Origin of the sequence: Bradyrhizobium sp. CCBAU 45321, from assembly GCF_028128975.1 — a bacterium.
Lineage (GTDB): Bacteria > Pseudomonadota > Alphaproteobacteria > Rhizobiales > Xanthobacteraceae > Bradyrhizobium > Bradyrhizobium yuanmingense.
Genome location: NZ_LFKZ01000119.1, coordinates 23,118 through 41,580 on the forward strand (window position 1 = coordinate 23,118; position 18,463 = coordinate 41,580).

Below are 18,463 nucleotides of genomic sequence, written 5' to 3' on the forward strand. Positions count from 1 at the left end.
CTCCGCGGCGCCGGCGCGCCGATCATTCCGCGCCACCTCTTCCGAAGGCGCGGCGAAACATTTGCGCGAGCCGGGCTCGCAAGACGTCCGATGCAATCGACCAGAAGCTGAGCTCCGCCGGAGCTGCCTGCCCCGACGAGGCGCCGGACATATGGCGGTCGAGATTGGCGGCGAACTCCGCAACGAGACGTTTTGCAAGGTCTCGCACCAGGCCGGGACGACCGACCTGAGCCAGCATTCCCGTGAGCGTGTAGCCGATCGACAGTTCGACCGCGGTCGCCGCGCCGCCTTCCAGCGGCAGCAGGCGGTAACGGATCTCGCCCTGCGTCGCGGAATGGCTGCGCTGGTCGGTGCCGATGCCGACGATGCGCCCCGAGAGTGTCGCGGGATCCCGCTCGACGCGTGCGGCCCCCTCGAAGCTTGCTCCGATCGGTCCGAGCCGGACGCGGATCGATCCTTCCACGCGCTCCGGCCTTGGCGGCGACTTCAGTGATACACCGGGAAGGCAGGCGGCGATGCCTGCGATATCCTCGAACATCGCGAACACCTTTGCCGGCGGATAAAGCAGCGTGAAGCGCTGATCGAGCACGGTTGCCGGCGTGAAGTCGGGGATGCTGCCGGGTGCAATCTTCTCTGAGGCAGGGGCCAATGCTTGCTGCGCAAGCGGTGGGTCGCTGCGGCTGGGTGCAGCGCGCCCCGACCCGACCGGACCGAGGCTGGTCCGGCCGCCGCCTGCCTGCGGCGCGATACTGCGCGCGCGCCTCGCCTCGATCACGGACTGCACCGCGCGCACGATGCCGACATAGCCGGTGCAGCGGCAGAGATTGCCGCTGAGGCCGACGCGGATGCGGCGCTCGTCGGCGTCGGGCAGACGCAGCACGAGGTCGCGCGCCGAGACCAGCATGCCCGGCGTGCAATAGCCGCACTGAAGCGCATGCTCGCGGGTGAAGGCGGCGCGCAACTCGGTCGTGATCTCGTCCTCGTCGAGGCCTTCGATCGTGGTGACGTCGGCGCCCTCGCAGGCTGCCGCATAGGTGATGCAGGAGCGCGCCGGCACGCCGTCGAGCAGCACGGTGCAGGCGCCGCAGACCCCATGCTCGCAGCCGAGATGCGTGCCGGTGAGATCGAGCTTGTCGCGGACGAAATCGGCAAGGCTGGTGCGCGGCTCGGCGGGCAGCTCCACCGCGCGGCGATTGACCTGAAGCGCGATCGTGGTCATGCCGCGGCCTCCAGAACGGCGCGCTTCAGCACGCTGACATGGATATGGCGCTGCGCGGCATCGTCGATGCCGGCGCTTGCGAGCAGGGCATCGGCGGCACGGACATCGAAGCGCTGCTTGTAATCGGCGGCAATCCGGCCGCCGAACAGCTCTGCGGCATCGGTGATGACGATCGGCGTCGTATCGATTGCACCGATCACGACGCGCGCCGAGGCGGCAGCGGGATCGACCAATATCGCGCCGATCGCATGGGCGAATTCGCCGGTCTTGCGGCAGCTCTTGGCATAACCCCAATGCGCCGTCGCCGATCGCGCCGGCACGTGGACCGCCTCGACGATCTCGCCGGCATGCAGCGCGGATTCCAGCGCACCGACCACAAACGCTTCGACCGCCATCGATCGCGCACCGGCAAGACTGCGCAATGTCACGCGCGCACCCAGGGCCGCCAGCGCCGAGATCCAGTCCGCGGCGGGATCGGCATGGCTGAGCGAGCCGCCGATGGTGCCGCGGTTGCGCACCGCGCGGTACGCGATATTGGCGGCGACGCCGCGCATGGCGCCGCGGGTCACGTCGGCGGTGCGGCCGTCCTCGATGTCGGCATGGGTGACGAGGGCGCCCAGCACCAGCTCGTCGCCGGAGACCTCTGCGCGCTTGAGCTCGGCAAGGCCCGAAATGTCGACGATCAGCTCCGGCTGCGCCAGCCGCAGATTGAGCATGGGACCGAGCGACTGGCCGCCGGCGATGATCTTCGCCGATCCGCCGCTTGCGGCCAGCATCGATAGGGCCGCATCGAGGTCGCGCGGGCGCTCGTAAGCAAAGGGCGCGGGTTTCATGCCGCACTCCTCTCGGCCGCACGCGCAGCCAGCACCGCCGCGACGACGCGATGCGGCGTGATCGGCGACTGCATCAGCTCGACGCCGAGCGGGCGCAGCGCGTCGTTGACGGCATTGGCGATCGCGGCGGGCGGTGCGATGGCGCCGCCCTCGCCGATGCCTTTCACCCCGAATTGCGTATAGGGCGACGGCGTCTCCATGTGGTCGAGGCGCGCGGTCGGGATCTCGGTCGGGCCGGGCAGCAGGTAATCCGCGAGCGTCGTCGCCAGCGGCTGGCCGGAGGCGTCGAACGGCATTTCCTCGTAGAGCGCGGTGCCGATGCCTTGCGCGAGGCCGCCATAGATCTGGCCGTCGACGACGAGCGGATTGACCAGCACGCCGCCGTCCTCGACGATCACATAGTCGAGGATCTCGACCTCGCCGATATCAGGATCGACCGCGACCACGGCTGCATGCGCGGCATAGCTGAAGGTGCCGCTGTCGCGCACGGGCTTGTAGCCTTGGGTGACCTCGAGCCCGCCGGGATCGACGTCTGGCGGCAAATCCTGCGGGCGGCGATACCAGGTGTGGGCGATCGCCTTCAGGCCGACGCTGCCGTTGACGCCGCGCACCTCGCCGTTCTGCAACACCACGGAGGCCGGATCGTGCTGCAACAGTTTCGCACCGATGCGGCGCGCACGTTCGCCGAGCTCGCGGCAGGCGGTCGCGACCGCACCACCCGCCATCACCATTGAGCGCGAGCCCCAGGTGCCGGTCGAATACGGCGTCATCGCGGTGTCGCCGAGGAGGATCCGGATGTTCGCGACATCCACACCGAGGATTTCGTGTGCGACCTGGGCGAGCGTCGTCTCCATGCCCTGCCCGTGCGAGTGCACGCCGACGCGCAGTTCAAGGCCACCGTCCGGCGTCAGGCGCGCCGAGGCCTGCTCATGGCCCGGCACCATCGGGATGCCCCAGCCGGAATAGACCGAGGTGCCGTGCGCGGCCTGCTCGCAATAGATGGAGATGCCGACGCCGATGCGGCGGCCGTCGGCCTCGCCCTGCTTTTGCCTGGCGCGGATGGCGTCGATGTCGATGGCCGCGAGCGCGCGGCGCATCGCTTCCGGATAATCGCCGCTGTCGAAATGCTTCTTGGTGATGTTGTCGAACGGCATCTGTTCGGGGCGCACCAGATTGCGCAGCCGCACCTCGCCGGGCTCGAGGCCGGCTTCCGCCGCCACGAGGTCGAGCATCAATTCCAGCGCAAAGCAGACGCCGGTGCGCGCGACGCCGCGATAGGGCAGGATCGGGCATTTGTTGGTGGCGACCGAGAAGGTGCGGCAGCGATAGGCCGGCATCTTGTAGGGACCGGGCAGGATGCTGGCGACCTGCGCGGCCTCCAAGCAGGCCGAGAACGGATAGGACGAGTAGGCGCCGGAATCGACCGTCGCTTCGCAGTCGATGCCGCGCAGCGTGCCGTCACGGTCAGCATAGACAGTGATTTTGTAATGATGTTCGCGGCAATTGGAGCTGGCGACGAGATGCTCGCGGCGGTCTTCGAGCCAGCGCACGGGATGGCCGCAGCGCATCGTCAGCCAGGACAGGCAGACCTCTTCGGGCAACAGAATGCCCTTGTGACCGAAACCGCCGCCGACGTCGGGCGAGATCACGCGGATCTGCCCCTCCTCCATGCCGAGGCATTCGGCGAGGCCGCTGCGCGTGATGTGCGGCATCTGCGCCGCCGAATGCAGCGTGAGCTGGTCGAGCCTCTTGTCGAAGGTCGCGACCACGCCGCGGCCTTCCAGCGGCGACATGCATTGCCGCGCCGTCGAGATCTCGCGCGTCACCTTGATCGGCGCGTCGAGCGCTGCGGAGATGTCCACCTCGTAATTGGTCTCCAGGAAGACGTTGTCGCCCCAATGTTCGTGCACCAGCGCCGAGCCGGGCTCGCGCGCCTTCAACATGTCATGGATCGCCGGCAGCTCCTCCAGATCGAGCGTCACGGCGGCCGCGATGTCCTCGGCCTCGGCGCGGGTCGGCGCGAGGCACATCGCCACGAGCTCACCGACCTGACGCACCTTGCCGGTCGCCAGCACCGGCTGCTCAGAGATCTTGAAGCCCGGCAGCCCCGACACCGCCCTTATCGGCTTGATGCCGACGAGATCGGCTGCCGTGAACACGCTGCCGCGATGGCGTTCGGGCACATGGATGCCGCGGATGCGCGCATGCGCCAGCGGGCTGCGCACGAAGGCGACGTCCTGAAGACCGGCGAGCCTGACGTCGCCGACATATTGGCCGCGGCCGCGCATCAGACGGTCGTCTTCCTTGCGCGGCAGCCGCGCGCCAACGCCCTGCCCCGTTCTGCCCGATCGAAATTCTCGCTCGTTGCGCAACTTCGCGTTCTCCTCCACCGCCCGGCCTTATGCCGCGACGGCTTGCGGCAGGATCGGCGCGACCGCGTCGAAGCGGGTGCCGGCGCGCAGGCAGAACGCCGGCTGCAGCAGGCGCTCGGCAATCACCTCGTTGTTCTCGTTGTCCTTGAGGACGAAGCGGCCGTTTCTCTCCGTGAGCACGGAGACGTCGGCGTCCATGCCGATCTTGAGCGCACCGATCTCCTCGCTGCGGCCAAGCATTTTTGCGGGATTGGAGGTGACCATCGGCACCACCTGCTCCAGCGACAGGCCGAGCGCCATCATCGAGCTCATCGCCTGGACCAGGCTGAACTTGGCTTGTCCCGCGAAGGGATGGTTCTCATCGTCCTCGTGCTGGTCGGGCGTTCCCGCCGGCGCGGGCACATGGGTGTTGTAGCCGTGGATGTCGGCGCCGAGCGTGGTCGGAATGACGCCGGCGGCGATCGCCTTTTTCGCGAGCCGATAGGAGAAATGGCTGCCGTGACCGACGTCGACCTTGAGGCCGCGGTCGAGCGCGGCCTGGATCACCGGATGCACCTCGCCCTCGCGGTTGACGAATCCGCCGGGATGGCGCGTGAAGGGATGGGCGAGGATGTCACCCTCGCGCAAGAGCGGGATCACGCGCGTGAGGATGGTGTCGGCGTCCTCGCCGTTGGCGCCGCTCTCGGGCAGGCCCCAGAGCTGGCCGAAATGCACATAGACCGGCAGGTCGGCGCGCTTGCCGATCTCGGCCGCCATCTCGATGACGCGAATGCCCCAGCGCGCGAAGCCGCCGATCTCGGCATGAGCCTTGATGCCGCGCACGAGATCCAGATTGGCGGTTGCCGCCTTGACGGTCGCATCGATGTCGACGCCGTCGGGGCTGTAGAGCTGCGGATAGAAATGGCCCTCGAGACCGCCGACGAGATAGGCGGAGATAAACGCATAGACGCGCGAGGCCGAGGCTTCCGCGATGAAATGGCGGAAGCCCGGCAGCGTCATGCAGGACGGACCGCCCTGGTCGACCAGCGTCGTCACGCCGGACTGCACGCCCACCATGTCGGGGTTCATGCCGAAACGGCCGGAGACATATTGATAGACGTGCGCGTGGGTGTCGATCAGCCCGGGCAGCACCAGCTTGCCGCTGACATCGACGACCTCCTTCGCGCTGGTCGGTAGAATGTCGGATGCGACCGCCGCGATCTTGCCATTGCGGATGGCGACGTCCTTGAGGCCATCGATGCCGGAGGCCGGACAGATCACGCGGCCACCCCGGAGCAGAAGATCGAAGCTGGCAGTGACGGACATGGCGCTCTCCTTGACTGTTGCGCAGGCGGTTGCCCCGCTCTCGAATTACGAAGCATGCTTCGCATTTCGATAAAAGCAAGCTTCGTGCCATGATCCTGTTGTGGCGAGCGCGTTCGAATCGAGCTAAGCGCGAACGGTCTGGGGTTGGGAGAGCGTGCATTGCGGCAAGCCAGGAAAAGTCGCAGCGGGGGCAAGCACCGCCCCTGGCCATTGTCGGAACGGCCCGGCTATTTGATCCGCCGGCTGCACCAGATTCACGTCGCGCTGTTTCAGGAAGCCTGCGGCGAATTCGAGGTCACGCCGCTGCAATACAGCCTGCTCTCGGCGCTGGCGGTGCGAGAAACCGCCGATCAGACCACTTTGGCGGGCGATATCGCGCTCGATCGCACCACGACAACAGGCGCCTTGAAGCGCCTCGCTGCGCGCAACCTGGTCGAGCGCGCGGTGAACAAGGACGATCGGCGCGCGCGATTGTGCCGCCTGACGCCGGCCGGCGCCGCGCTGCTGGTTAAAATCGAGGGCGCAGCACGGCGGGCGCATCGCGCAACGCTCGGCGATTTGAGCCAGCGGGAACAGGCGCTCTTCATCGAGATGATGCAGCGCATCGTGGCCGGCCATCCCAGTCGCGACAGCGCCGCTGCCCTATTCGACTAGAGGCGAGTGCTGCGCTTTTGAGTTGGGCTGCTTAATTTATCATCGTACCGCTGCCCGGCCGTGCATCGATCGCCACTATCCGGCGGGTCCGGCGTGCCGCGGCAGGCCGACGCGTCAGCATGCCCCGCGCTCGAAAACGCAATTGCATCCGAGGCGAGCCTCGCTGCGTCCGGCATCGAAACGCACCCTGCCCGGCCGCTCCGCGACCCATGGCACGATTTATGCTGCGATGATGCGAAGCGTGCTTCGTATTGGGGGATGTCATGACGGATTCCGAACTTCGCGCTGATATTCACAGCATCGAGCCAATTCCCGACGCGGACCGGGACTCCTCCGGGCCGCAGCAGATGTGGATCTGGGCCGGCGCCAACATCGCGCCGGTGAATTGGGCGCTCGGCGCGCTCGGCATCATCCTCAAGCTCGGCCTGATGGAGACGATCGCAGTCATCGTGCTCGGCAACATCGTGGGCTGCGCGATCTTCGCGACCTTCACGGTGATGGGGCACAAGACCGGCGTCAACCAGATGGTGCTGAGCCGGTCCGCCTTCGGCGTCCGTGGCGCCTATCTGCCGAGCATCCTGATGTTCCTGATGACGCTGGGCTGGATCGGCGTGAACACCTATTTCCCGGTCAAGGTCTCGATGGGCATCCTCGGCCAGTTCGGCGTGCCCGACACCTGGCTGGTCGAGATGATCGTCATCACGCTGGTGATGGCGGTGCAGGTGATGATCGGCGTCTACGGCTTCTACGCGATCCGCACCTTCGAGAAGTACACGGTGCCGCCGACCATCGCCATCATGGTGCTGATGAGCGTGCTGGCCTGGACGCGGCCCGGCGTCGTCAACTGGAACCTGACCACCTCGCTGCCGCCAGGCGCGCATCTGGCGATGCTGACGATGCTGATGACCGCAATCGGCGTCGGCTGGGGCATTTCCTGGGTCACCTGGGCCTCCGACTATTCGCGCTTCGTGCCGCGCTCCACGCCGTCGAAAGCCGTGTTCTGGTACAGCTATGTCGGCATGTTCGTGCCGACGGTCTGGCTCGGCATTCTCGGCGCGACCATTGCCTCGACGACGCTGGACACGGACCCCGCCAAGATGGTGAGCGCGGTGTTCGGCGGTCCCGTCAGCATCCTTGTCCTCCTGATGGTGCTGCACGGCCCGATCGCCACCAACATCCTCAACGTCTATTCGGCGGCGCTGGCGGCCTTAAGCGCCGGGCTGAAACTCTCGCGCTTCTGGCTCACCGTCATCGTGGGCGTCGCCGGCTATCTGGTCACCCTCTACTTCATCTTCGCGCCGTCGTTCGCGAAGGCATTCGACCATTGGATGATCAGCCTGCTGTTGTGGATGAGCCCGTGGGCCGGCGTGGTGCTCGCCGACTTCTTCATCAAGCGCAAGGGCAAGATCGAGGTGGCCGAGCTCTATCGCTCGCCGGAGAGCAGCGCCTATGGCGACATCAACTGGGCCGGCATGATCGCGTTCTTCGCCGGCCTCGTTGCCGGATGGCTGGTGCAGGACGGCCTCGTCAGCGCGCTGCAGGGGCCGATCTCGATCTATCTGCTCGGCGGCGCCGATCTGAGCTGGTTGTTCGGAATCGGCGTGGCGGGCCTCGTCTACCTCGGGCTCGGCAAGTTCGCGACCTCGCCCTCACCGGCCGTCGCGAGCCGTGCCGGCAGTTAGCCTGAGAGCGCTGACCTCGTCTCGCGTCAGCGCGTGCGGCCAAGCCGCACGATCATATCGCCGGGCCCAAGTGCTCCGGCGGCATGACGGCGCAATCGCCACAGGCTCTCGCCGTCGACCAGCGACGGCATCGGCAGTTCGTGGTCGGCGAAATTGGCGACGATCTGCAGAACGTCGCCCTGCTCCGTCTGCCAGCGCACATCCACGCCGCCCATCCGAGGATCCGCGCCGAGCAATTGTCGCTGCGCCGAGACGAACCCGCGTTTGATGAGCGGCACGATCTTCTCATGCCGCATCTTCAATAGCTGCGTCGTCAATGCCCGGAACCTGGTGCCGGAAGGCGATTGCTCAATGCTGGTCCAGTCCAGCTTGGAGGCGCGGAAGGTTCTTTCGTCGCACGGGTCCGGGATCCCGGCGCGCGTTTCGGGCGTCGCGAACGCCTTGAAGTGCGAAAACTCCTTGCGGCGGCCTTCCCGTGTCAGTTCGGCGGCTTCGCCGGTCCAGTCGGCGAAGAACAGGAAGGGCGTTTCGGCTGCCGCTTCCTCGCCCATGAACAGCATTGGAATATGCGGGCTGAGCAGAACCAGTGCGAGGGCCAGCTCCAGCTTGTCCGGACCGACCAGCCGGGACAGACGTTCCCCCAAGGCGCGGTTGCCGACCTGGTCGTGATTCTGGGCAAAGAAGATGGTCGCTTCGGGCGGCAGATGAGCACTCGGCTCGCCGCGCGGCGCCTCGTGCAGGGGAAACACCTCGCCCTGATAGGCAAAGCCCTCGGTCAGGGATCGCGCCAAATGCTCGAGCGGCTTGTCCGCAAACGCCCGGTAATAACCTTCGTCCTCGCCCGTGAGCAGGACATGGAGCGCGTTGTGGAAGTCGTCGCCCCATTGCGCATCGTAGTACGTCGCTCGTCCCTGCGAACGCGCGAGCAGGTGCGCCTGATTGGCCTCGTTCTCCAGCATCAGATGGATGCGCCGGCCCGCCAGCTGGCTGCGCAGGGTCTCGGCGAGCTCGACCAGGAAATGACGTTTCGAGTCGTCCTTCAGCGCATGAACGGCATCGAAGCGCAGGCCGTCGAACCCATAATCGCGTAGCCACATCAGGGCATTCTCGATCAGAAACCCGCGCACGAACGCGCCGTCGGCTCCTTCGAGGTTGACAGCGGGCCCCCAGCCGGTGGTGTGGCGCGGGTTGAAGAAGTTCTCCGCATAGAGATGCAGATAGTTCAGCTGCGGCCCGAAATGGTTATAGACGACGTCGAGATAGACCATGATGTCGAGGGCGTGCGCGGCCCGCAGCAGCCGCTTGAGATCCTCCGGCCGGCCGTAGCGGGCATTCGGCGCGTTCAGGAGCACGCCGTCGTAGCCCCAATTGTGCCGCCCGGGCACGTCGTTGAGCGGCATCAGCTCGATGGCGGTGATGCCGAGATCGCGGAGATAAGGCAGCTTCTTCTCGACGCCGGCATAGGTCCCCTCTTCGCTGAAGGTGCCGACATGCAGCTCGTAGATCACCGCTTCCGCCCAGGGACGGCCCGGATAGAGCACCGGGTCCCTCAACGCGGCCGTATCGACCACCTCGCTCGGCGCGCCGACGTCGTCCGGCTGGAAGCATGAGGCGGGATCGGGCACGACGAGGTCTTGGTTGATCCTGAACTGATAGCGCGTGCCGGCGCGCGCAGTTTGGCTCAACAGCTGATACCAGCCGTCCGCATCGCGCGGCATCTTCCGTGGCGGCTGGCCGATTTCGAGCAGCTCGACCGATCGCGCCGTCGGCGCCCACAGGTTGAACGAGACCCCATGATCGACGATCTGAGGACCATGGCGCCGACTTTGCTCGGCCATTCCCAGTCTTTGACTCAAGCCCATCCCCTTTCGCGGCATGCCCACCTCGGCATGCAATTGCGCGCGTCGGAGCGACAAAGCGGAGCCGTGTGCGTTCGTTCCTCCACGGCGCCGACGCCGGACATTTGCAGCGCAACGGGAACGGAATCAGCAGCGCGGCGGTTACCACCCCAGACAGGAGCCGTGGCCATGCGCCGCCCGAAGCCGCAACTGATCCGCAACAAGCTCGACCTGACCGACCGCGCCCAGGTGCGCCTCGTCAAGAAACGGCTCGGACTTTCGGACGCTGAGCTGATCGCGATCGTCGGGCGGATCGGCAACTCCATTCCGGCCATCAGCAAGGAGGCGGCTCTGCAAAAAGCCAACGCGCCGTCTAAGCCGGCCGACGTGGAGCCCATTACCGCGACTGCGCCGACATCCTGACGGGCAACTCGGGGGCAGAGATGGACCAGCCAGCACATTCGGACGAGGCCCTGACGCGGACGGCCTCACGCCTGCGCCGCACCCGGATCACCGAAGGCAGACCTTTCCCGCTCGGCGCCACCTGGGATGGGCTCGGCGTCAATTTCGCTCTGTTCTCCGCCCACGCCACCAAGGTCGAGCTCTGCCTGTTCGACGATACCGGCGAAGCCGAGCTCGAGCGCATCGAGCTGCCCGAATATACCGACGAGGTCTGGCACGGCTATCTGCCCTCCGCTCGCCCCGGCACCGTCTACGGCTATCGCGTCCATGGTCCTTACCAACCCGACGCCGGCCACCGCTTCAATCCCAACAAGCTCGTGCTCGATCCCTATGCCAGGCAGCTGGTCGGCCAGCTCCGCTGGGGGCCGGAGCTGTTCGGCTATCGGCTCGACCACGCCGACAAGGACCTGTCCTATGACGAGCGCGATAGCGCGCCCTTGATGCAAAAATGCCGCGTCATCGATCCCGCCTTCACCTGGGGCGTGGCGCGCAAGCCGGAAGTGCCGTGGGAGCGCACGATCGTCTACGAGATGCACGTCAAGGGCTTCACCCAGCTGCATCCGCTGGTGCCGGAAGCCGACCGCGGCACGTTCTCGGGCCTCGCACATTCGGAAATCCCGGCCTACTTGCGCTCGCTCGGCATCACCAGCGCCGAGCTATTGCCGATCCATGCCTTCGTCGACGACAGCTATCTGGTCGAGAAAGGCCTGCGCAATTACTGGGGCTACAACTCCATTGCCTTCTTCGCGCCGGAGCCGCGTTATCTGAAGGCGACGTCGGCCAACGAATTCAAGGCCATGGTCAACCAGTTTCACGCCCATGGCATCGAGGTCATTCTTGACGTCGTCTACAATCACACCGCCGAAGGCAACGAGCTCGGCCCGACCCTGTCGTTCAAGGGCATCGACAATGCCAGCTATTACCGCCTGCTGCCGGACGAGAAGCGCTACTACATCAACGACACCGGCACCGGAAACACCGTCAATCTTTCGCATCAGCGTGTGCTGCAACTCGTCGCCGATTCCTTGCGCTACTGGGCGACCGAGATGCGGGTCGACGGCTTCCGTTTCGATCTCGCCACCATCCTGGCGCGCGAACCCTATGGCTTCGATGAAGGCGGCGGCTTCCTCGACGCCTGCCGCCAGGATCCCGTGCTCTCCAGCGTCAAGTTGATCGCAGAACCCTGGGACATCGGGCCCGGTGGCTACCAGGTCGGTCAGTTCCCGCCGGGCTGGGCCGAGTGGAACGACAAGTTCAGGGACACGGTGCGCGCCTTCTGGAAGGGCGATCCGGGGACGCTGGCCGACTTCGCCAAGCGTGTCTCGGGCTCCGGCGACCTCTTCAACAAGCGCGGACGCCGGCCCTGGGCCAGCGTCAATTTCGTCACCGCGCATGACGGCTTCAACCTCAACGATCTCGTCTCCTACAACGACAAGCACAACGAGGCGAATGGCGAGGACAATCGCGACGGTCACAGCAACAACCATTCCTGGAATTGCGGCGCCGAAGGGCCGACCAACGACCCCGAGATCACCGCCTTGCGTGAGCGCCAGAAGCGGAATCTGCTGGCGACGATGCTGCTGTCCCACGGCACGCCGATGCTGCTCGCAGGCGACGAGTTCGGGCACACCCAGAACGGCAACAACAACGCTTACGCCCAGGACAACGAGACCACCTGGCTCAATTGGATGGGCATCACCGCGAACGGCCGCAGCCTGCGCGAGTTCGTGCGCAAGCTGATCGCCACCCGCAAGGCGTTTCCGATCCTATATCGCAGCCGCTTCCTGGTCGGCTCGCACAACGAGGAGCTCGACGTCAAGGATGTCACCTGGCTGTCGCCGTCCGGCGAGGAGATGACGATGGAGCAATGGCAGGACGGCAACGCCAAATGCTTCGGCATGCTGCTCGACGGCCGCGCGCAGGAGACCGGGATCAAGCGGCGCGGCTCGGACGCGACCATGCTGCTGGTCTACAACGCGCACCACGACGTCGTGAACTTCACCCTGCCGGAGGTCACCGAAGGACACAGCTGGCTGGGTTTGATCGATACCAATCGGCCCGACGCACCGATGGCCGAGTTCGAGTTCGGGCATGCTTACGCGGTGACCGCGCGCTCGCTCGTGGTGTTCGGCCTTGCCAACGACAGCATCGCGACGCGGCGCCTCCGCCAAGGCCTCGGCGCGCTGCTGGACATCGCCGATACGCCTCTGCCCGAGTAGCCGCGTTGCCGAGGCTCGGAGATTGTTTTGGATGCGTGTCGTTCGAAGCCCTTGGAACACCGCATCAAGAGCCGCGTTCATTGTCGGCATTGGAGCTTTGAAATGAATGTCGATTGCTCGCCGCCGCTCCCGCGATCAATCTCCGCTACGGCCGTGCGCGCCATTGCAGGAGGTACCGGTGATCGGCGCGACCACCTGACCGGCAACTGGCGCCCGTCTTGACCGACCGTGCAGCTGAGCCAGGCGGCGTATCCGCAGCCGAGCGTCCTCTCACCGCCATCGCGTTCTCCGGCGGTCTCGGCCTCGGCGCCTATCATGGTGGTGTGTTCGAAGCACTCACCTCTCTTCGGCTGCCGATCGACTGGGTGACCGGTTCGTCGGCCGGGGCCATCACGGCCGCGCTGATCGCGGGGAGCCCGCGCGACGATCGGCTGCGAAATTTACGCAGCTATTGGCATGCACCAAGCAGTCCATCCGACGTGCCGAACGCGGGCCGCCATACCTTCGCGTGGCTGAGCTCGATCAATACGCGCGTGCTTGGTCATTACGGTTTCTTCCACCCCCGCCTCCCCATTCCGGCGTCTCACTACGGCGGCCTCTACGATCTCGGCCCGACCCGGCAACGCCTGCAGCGCTTGATCGATTTCGGACGTCTGAACGGCGGCGATCTGCGGATCACGATCTGCGCCACGGACGTCGAGAGCGGCGATGCCGTGTTCTTCGACTCCGCGTCGGAGCGGATCGAGATGGACCATATCCTGGCCAGCTGCGGGTATCTCCCCGAATTCGCTCCGGTGCAGATCGCCGGCCGCTGGCTTTGCGACGGCGGGTTCTCGCTGAACGCACCGTTCGATCCGATCCTGGAGACTGCAGGCCCGCTCCGCCTCTATGTGATCGATCTGTTTCCCCGTGATGGCAAGGTCCCTAACGGACTCGAGGCCGCCTCCGAGCGCAAGAGCGACCTGACCTTCGGCAACCAGACCTTCCAGCGCCTTGGCTACGCGCTGGAGGCCCGTCAGCTTCGCGCCGAGCTTCAGGACCTCCACTACGACGACGAGGTCTATCTCCTGAGCTACCGCCCGGGCCGCGAGGAAGCCGGGCCGGAAAAATCCTTCGACCTGTCGGAGACGGCCATGGCGCAGCGCTGGCGCGCCGGCTTTCTGGACATGCAATATGCCGCAAGCCTCACTCCAGCCCCGAACGAGATCTGCAGCGTGCGGCGGCCCTAAAGCGGAATGGCTTTAGGTTGAATCGATTGCCACGGGCTCGGTGCAACCTCTCCCGCTTGCGGGAGAGGTCGCGCCGAAGGCGCGGGTGAGGGCGTTCTCCTCTAGGCGGCCATCCCATTGCGGAAACACCCTCTCCCCAGCCCTCTCCCGCAAGCGGGAGAGGGAGTGCACTTACCTTGTCGTAATCAAACCTGATCTCATCACGCTTTAACGATGTCTCTCGGTGTCGGGACCCGAGCTAGGCGCTGTCCTGCCGTCACGCCGCTCGCGAATGTCGCGCAGCAACCGCCTGAGACCGTCATCGGCAGCCATGCCGTCGGGCGGGGCGATCGTGGTTATGCCCCAGTTCGCGAGCACGGCCTCCTGCACCGGATTGCGCTGCGCGACGAACACGAAGGATCTCGGCCGGTCCTGGCTGTGCCCGGACTCGTCCCAGATCTGCCAGATCCGGTGCAGCAACAGCCGAATGTTCGGGTCGGACATGCTGTATCCGACGAAGAGCAGCGTGCTGCCCAGCGCATCGGCGCGAAAGCGGATATCGAGCGGGGAATTGAAGGCGAGCCGGTTGAGAAAGTCGGTCTCGGTCAGAACCAGCGAAGCATCGTCGTCGAAGTCGCCGTGGAATTTGATGATGTGGGTGACACCGGCACGAGCGCTCGCGATCTCCTTCGCGTTGCTGATCTTCGCAAAGGGCTTGTTCAGCACGTCGAACGCGGTTTCGAGATTGCGGTCGTAATTGGTGGTGTAGATGACCGGAAAGTCCAGCTCGACGATCATCCGGTGCAGCTCTGAAGCGGCGATCTTCTCAGGGTCGACACGCCAATTGCGGTCGAGCCAGCTGCGCAGCGGGCCGATCCCGCCGCGCTTGATCCGATAATATTCCGCGAGCATCTGATAGCCGCCATGCATTCCATCGATGACGTTGCGATCGAGGCCGAGATCGTCAAGGAGATGATCGATCAGGGACTGCCAGGACGGCAGGCCGACGGCCATCGAGACACCGGCGCCCACAAACAGGACAGCGCGGCGTCGCTCGATCGCCGCTGCCAGGATGTCGTGAGGCGGCCGCTCCTCCGATATGAGCCCCGTGGTTTGTTGGTCCATCAACCTTGAATGATCGGGCGCGCGACGCGTTCCTAATCCCGGACCACCCCTCACCGGCCGAGCGGCGAGGATGTCTCGCGCGCCGTCTGCGCCGCGAACCGGGCGATCAGGCGCCGGAGCTGCGCCTTGTGCACCAGGCGCGCCGCCGTCTTCGGCGAGACCCAGATCGCCTCCCGCTCGCCCTTCTCGGGCCACCAGCGCTCCCGCCCGTGCACCTTCATGGGGAAGACGGCAACGCTCATGGTCCGCTTGCGATCACCTTTTCGCTTGCGATGCTTGAAGCTGCCCAGTGCGCGCGTGGCCACGATACCGACCAGGCCCGCCTCCTCATAGGCTTCGAACGCAGCCGTCAGGTGCGGCTCCTTGTTGCGCATCGGCGATCCCTTTGGGACGCTCCACCTGCGCTTGCGCCTGGTCGTGATCAGCATCACCCGCAGCTCCGACTTGTCCAGACGAAACGGCAGAGCGGCAAATTGCTTCTTTCCCATCAGGCGCCTCCAACTCGCGTCTGATAAGCGAGCGCCGCAGCCATGGTTCCTTTTTGCGAAGTGGCGCCTCGCGAGGTGGCGCCTCGCGTGGGGGCGCGGGAATTTCTAGGAAGCCTGAACTCCACCATGGTCACCTCCGCGCTCAGACCGGCGAAAAACAGCGCAACTGCAAGAGATCGTCGATGGAGAGGCCGAACAGCACTGGTCGAAACGCTGGTGCCGTTGCGAGCACGAGCAGCAGCAGAAAGATCACGTAGACCAGAGCCGGCGGCGTGTTTCTAACGACCCTGTAGGCTGCCTTTCGCATGCACTCCCTCCTGCGCCCCCACGCGTGCCATGGCAACGCCCATGAAGATCATCGCAGCCCCCCACAGCAGGAAGCCGATATCCCAGAAAATGCGCTGGCCGTCGGGCACGGTCTCGTTCACCTGATGCAATCTCAGGATCTGGTGATCGACCACGCCTTCAGCGAGATTGAAGATGCCCCACCCGATCAGGATCGTCCCGAAACACTGCGAGCCGGACCACCGCGGCGCGCTTCGGCGTGTCCGCTGCCACAGCAGAAAAAGCCCGGCGAGCACTAGGACGTAGGCGGTACTGTGAAAGATGCCGTCCCAAGTCGTATTGAGGGTGATGTTCTCGATGGAATTGAGCGGATACCAGCCGCTTAACATATGATGCCATTGCAGCAGCTGATGAAAGACGATGCCGTCGAAGAATGCGCCGAGGCCAAGTCCGAGAAGGACGCCTGCGGACGTCGGGAAATTGCTTTGTCTGTCTTGCATGTGGTGAACTCGTGCGCGGCTCGGCACTTCCGATGCGGAATCAAGCCATGCCACACGCGCACGTTCCTATGGCGATCAGCATCTCACTGGGATCGAGCTTGCGATCGATCGTGCCAATTCATCGGGACTAACATGCGTTAAGGCGAGCCAGGCATTCGTCGGCACGCGTGCGCGATTGGTTATCGGCTTCATTCCCGATAGGAACGTTCGATATCACGCTCGTCTGTCGCTCACATGTTGGAGATGCACATGCCGAGAAGATCGTTCTTGCTTGCTTTGGGTGGCCTCGGATTGCCGACCCTGAGTAACCTCAGGGAAATCGCATAGTGCGTAGCGACGGAAGCCAGAGAGGCGATCATGGCATACGCCCTGTTCAAGGACGGAGACAAGATGAGCCGCACGTTTCCGACCAAGGAGGAAGCGCTGGAGAAAGCCGATGAGGCGGGGTTGGTCGAGCATGCCGAGGGCGAGGTGGTGCTCGAGGACGAGTTGAAGGTCAGGCCTTGCCCGGCCGACCCCGAGCCTCGCGATGATGCGGACCTGGACTGGACGCCGGTCAAGCCGGCGTCCTGATCAGAGGCAGGGCAATCGCATATGACTTGTGGCGGCGGACTGCGCGCACGCCTCGTCCTTCGAGACGGCGCTGACGCGCCTCCTCAGGATCAGGCTAATCGGTGTCAGTGCCCGTTGAAACTGTTGCCGCGCACCGACCTCATCCTGAGGAGCCCGCCTCAAGCGGGCGCCTCGAAGGATGGCCGCAGGGAAAATCTCAAATGCGATTGCCCTGCTGATCAAGGGGGCAGCATCATGGGCTCAGCATCCCCTGCAGATGCCTTTGATCTTTCGATCCGCCTCGGAATCGCGGGAGCTCTCCGAGCGAATCTGGTCGTCGCCCTGCAGCGAGGGTCCGGACGTGACCGTCCCGTCGATGCGTCCGACATTTGAGCCGCCTGCAGGATTGCCAGGTCGCCCGACCGTCGTCGATCCCCGTGGGCCTGCGCCGCCGCTCGATTGCGCTGTCCCGGCCGAGTTGGTCCCGGGCGCCGACGACGTGCTCCCGGCCGCCCCGCCACCGGCGCTTCCTCCCCCGCCGCCACCTCCCTGCCCGAATGCCGCTCCGGCGGAGGCGGTCGCCAGCACGGCGAGCAGCACCAGACCTGTCCTGCTCATCGACTGTCTCTTGGTGCATATGTTGAGGTCGAGCATCATCGATCCTGCTGGTAGCCCTGGTTGGTCGTGTTCTGCTTGATGTTGCCGTGGCGGCCCTGGGTATCGAAATTCTCGCGGCCCGGCTCCCGTTCTGTCGGCTCGACGGCCGGATCGGAACCGGGTCCCTTGTTGCTCCGCTGTTCTTCGGGGACTGGAGGCATCTTTGACATGTGCTGCTCCTGTGTCGATGGTTCGCAATGTCGAAATAGAACAATGAGTTGTCGCAGGGGTCGTTCCTGCGCCGATCGCCGCAGCGCGAGACAGGGAACACCGCGCTGCGTCCCGGGTTGATCAGAGGGTGCTGCCGCAGCGCCATCCTGCGAGCTCGACAGGGAAACACTCGACGGGGAAACACTCGACGGGGAAACACATGCCAAAGGCGACTGAACCTGAAACCGATCCGCGAGAGACACCGCTCGACGATCCACGCCGGAAGACCGATATGCCGACGCACCGGCAGACGAACAAGCCCTGGCAAGGCAATCCCGAGAAGGAACAGATCGATCCGGAACGGCCGCCGCTGGATCTGGAGCGGTGGCAGAAATCGAAGACGCACTAGGCGGCGGTCGCCGGCCTAGCGTCAGATCCTGTCGAGATCATGAATGACGGGCCGCAGCGGCCCGCCGGAATCGAGCTCCAGCGTTGCCAGCGTAATCGGCAGCTTGAAGCGTCGCTTCCCTGCGCTGCCTGGATTCAGATAAAGCACGCCGTTGACGGTTTCGATCCGCGCGCGGTGGGAATGCCCTGAGACCACGACGTCGATTTCGAGCTCGGCAGGATCGATCGTCAGCTCGTTGAGGTCGTGCAGGACGTGGAAGCTGCGGCCGCCGAGGCGCAGCGTTTGTGTTTCGGGAAAGCGTTCAGCCCACGTGCCCCGGTCGACATTTCCCCTGATCGCGGTGACGGGTGCGATGCGGCAAAGCCCGTCCATCACCGCCTGGGCGCCGATGTCGCCGGCGTGGATGATGTGCGAGACGCCGGCGAGGCAGCGCTCCGCCTCGGGCCTCAGCAGTCCATGCGTGTCGGCGATCACCCCAATCGTGAACGTCATGTCAGATCACGGC

The 18,463-nt window shown here is 65.2% G+C and carries 19 protein-coding genes; 7 read left to right on the plus strand and 12 right to left on the minus strand.

Going from position 1 to position 18,463, the window contains the following annotated elements; all coding sequences use genetic code 11:
* Positions 1-22 precede the first annotated feature (22 nt).
* The 4 genes from ACM43_RS15635 to ACM43_RS15650 all read right to left on the minus strand — a co-directional run bounded on the left by ACM43_RS15635 (position 23) and on the right by ACM43_RS15650 (position 5,729).
* A complete protein-coding gene (locus tag ACM43_RS15635) occupies positions 23-1,219 on the minus strand; it encodes a xanthine dehydrogenase family Fe-S subunit (RefSeq protein WP_271541010.1) in 1,197 nt (398 codons plus the stop codon).
* Positions 1,216-2,052: an FAD binding domain-containing protein gene (locus ACM43_RS15640; protein ID WP_271541012.1), complete on the minus strand. Its 837-nt coding sequence runs from the start codon at positions 2,050-2,052 to the stop codon at positions 1,216-1,218. Before ACM43_RS15640 ends, ACM43_RS15635 begins: the two co-directional genes overlap by 4 nt.
* A complete protein-coding gene (locus ACM43_RS15645) occupies positions 2,049-4,340 on the minus strand; it encodes a xanthine dehydrogenase family protein molybdopterin-binding subunit (RefSeq protein ID WP_442869313.1) in 2,292 nt (763 codons plus the stop codon). The genes ACM43_RS15640 and ACM43_RS15645 overlap by 4 nt, the downstream gene beginning before the upstream one ends.
* Before the next feature lie 111 nt (positions 4,341-4,451).
* Positions 4,452-5,729, minus strand: a complete 1,278-nt coding sequence (locus tag ACM43_RS15650) for an amidohydrolase/deacetylase family metallohydrolase (protein WP_271541016.1) — start codon at positions 5,727-5,729, stop codon at positions 4,452-4,454.
* A gap of 159 nt (positions 5,730-5,888) precedes the next feature.
* Here ACM43_RS15650 and ACM43_RS15655 point away from each other — a divergent pair, with 159 nt between their 5' ends.
* The gene (locus ACM43_RS15655) at positions 5,889-6,383 is read left to right on the plus strand and encodes a MarR family winged helix-turn-helix transcriptional regulator (protein ID WP_271541018.1); all 495 of its coding nucleotides are present in this window, start codon (positions 5,889-5,891) and stop codon (positions 6,381-6,383) included.
* Positions 6,384-6,646: 263 nt separating this feature from the next.
* The gene (locus tag ACM43_RS15660; protein WP_271541019.1) at positions 6,647-8,065 is read left to right on the plus strand and encodes a cytosine permease; all 1,419 of its coding nucleotides are present in this window, start codon (positions 6,647-6,649) and stop codon (positions 8,063-8,065) included.
* Positions 8,066-8,091: 26 nt separating this feature from the next.
* Here ACM43_RS15660 and treZ read toward each other — a convergent pair whose 3' ends face one another.
* Positions 8,092-9,903, minus strand: coding sequence for a malto-oligosyltrehalose trehalohydrolase (gene treZ / locus ACM43_RS15665; RefSeq protein ID WP_271541021.1), 1,812 nt, complete (start codon positions 9,901-9,903; stop codon positions 8,092-8,094).
* A gap of 189 nt (positions 9,904-10,092) precedes the next feature.
* Here treZ and ACM43_RS15670 point away from each other — a divergent pair, with 189 nt between their 5' ends.
* From ACM43_RS15670 to ACM43_RS15680, 3 genes are all read left to right on the plus strand, one after another.
* Positions 10,093-10,326 carry a DUF3606 domain-containing protein gene (locus ACM43_RS15670; protein WP_057029914.1) on the plus strand — a complete coding sequence of 78 codons (234 nt, stop codon included), beginning with the start codon at positions 10,093-10,095 and terminating at the stop codon, positions 10,324-10,326.
* 20 nt (positions 10,327-10,346) lie between these two features.
* Positions 10,347-12,584 carry a glycogen debranching protein GlgX gene (gene glgX / locus ACM43_RS15675; RefSeq protein WP_271541024.1) on the plus strand — a complete coding sequence of 746 codons (2,238 nt, stop codon included), beginning with the start codon at positions 10,347-10,349 and terminating at the stop codon, positions 12,582-12,584.
* Positions 12,585-12,802: 218 nt separating this feature from the next.
* Positions 12,803-13,813, plus strand: coding sequence for a patatin-like phospholipase family protein (locus ACM43_RS15680; protein ID WP_271541026.1), 1,011 nt, complete (start codon positions 12,803-12,805; stop codon positions 13,811-13,813).
* A 207-nt stretch (positions 13,814-14,020) separates the two neighbouring features.
* On the opposite strand, the gene ACM43_RS15685 is transcribed toward ACM43_RS15680, so the two are convergent.
* From ACM43_RS15685 to ACM43_RS15700, 4 genes are all read right to left on the minus strand, one after another.
* Complete coding sequence (locus ACM43_RS15685) at positions 14,021-14,917, minus strand: SIR2 family NAD-dependent protein deacylase (protein ID WP_271541028.1); 897 nt, start codon at positions 14,915-14,917, stop codon at positions 14,021-14,023.
* 50 nt (positions 14,918-14,967) lie between these two features.
* Positions 14,968-15,405, minus strand: coding sequence for an NUDIX hydrolase (locus ACM43_RS15690; protein WP_271541030.1), 438 nt, complete (start codon positions 15,403-15,405; stop codon positions 14,968-14,970).
* A 142-nt stretch (positions 15,406-15,547) separates the two neighbouring features.
* Entirely contained in the window at positions 15,548-15,712 is a 165-nt protein-coding gene (locus ACM43_RS15695; RefSeq protein ID WP_271541032.1) for a hypothetical protein, read from the minus strand.
* Entirely contained in the window at positions 15,684-16,190 is a 507-nt protein-coding gene (locus tag ACM43_RS15700) for a DUF2243 domain-containing protein (protein WP_271541034.1), read from the minus strand. The genes ACM43_RS15695 and ACM43_RS15700 overlap by 29 nt, the downstream gene beginning before the upstream one ends.
* 357 nt (positions 16,191-16,547) lie before the next feature.
* Between ACM43_RS15700 and ACM43_RS15705 the strand changes: the two genes are divergently transcribed.
* Positions 16,548-16,763, plus strand: a complete 216-nt coding sequence (locus ACM43_RS15705) for a hypothetical protein (RefSeq protein ID WP_271541036.1) — start codon at positions 16,548-16,550, stop codon at positions 16,761-16,763.
* 240 nt (positions 16,764-17,003) lie between these two features.
* Here the strand turns inward: ACM43_RS15705 and ACM43_RS15710 are convergent, their stop codons facing one another.
* Together ACM43_RS15710 and ACM43_RS15715 are read right to left on the minus strand one after the other, a co-directional pair.
* The gene (locus tag ACM43_RS15710; protein WP_271541037.1) at positions 17,004-17,360 is read right to left on the minus strand and encodes a hypothetical protein; all 357 of its coding nucleotides are present in this window, start codon (positions 17,358-17,360) and stop codon (positions 17,004-17,006) included.
* 35 nt (positions 17,361-17,395) lie between these two features.
* On the minus strand, positions 17,396-17,569 hold the full coding sequence (locus ACM43_RS15715; protein ID WP_192893250.1) for a hypothetical protein: 174 nt from the start codon (positions 17,567-17,569) through the stop codon (positions 17,396-17,398).
* A gap of 200 nt (positions 17,570-17,769) precedes the next feature.
* Between ACM43_RS15715 and ACM43_RS15720 the strand changes: the two genes are divergently transcribed.
* The gene (locus ACM43_RS15720; protein ID WP_036023690.1) at positions 17,770-17,958 is read left to right on the plus strand and encodes a hypothetical protein; all 189 of its coding nucleotides are present in this window, start codon (positions 17,770-17,772) and stop codon (positions 17,956-17,958) included.
* Positions 17,959-17,979: 21 nt separating this feature from the next.
* Here ACM43_RS15720 and ACM43_RS15725 read toward each other — a convergent pair whose 3' ends face one another.
* Entirely contained in the window at positions 17,980-18,450 is a 471-nt protein-coding gene (locus ACM43_RS15725; protein WP_157282708.1) for a metallophosphoesterase family protein, read from the minus strand.
* Positions 18,451-18,463: the final 13 nt, after the last annotated feature.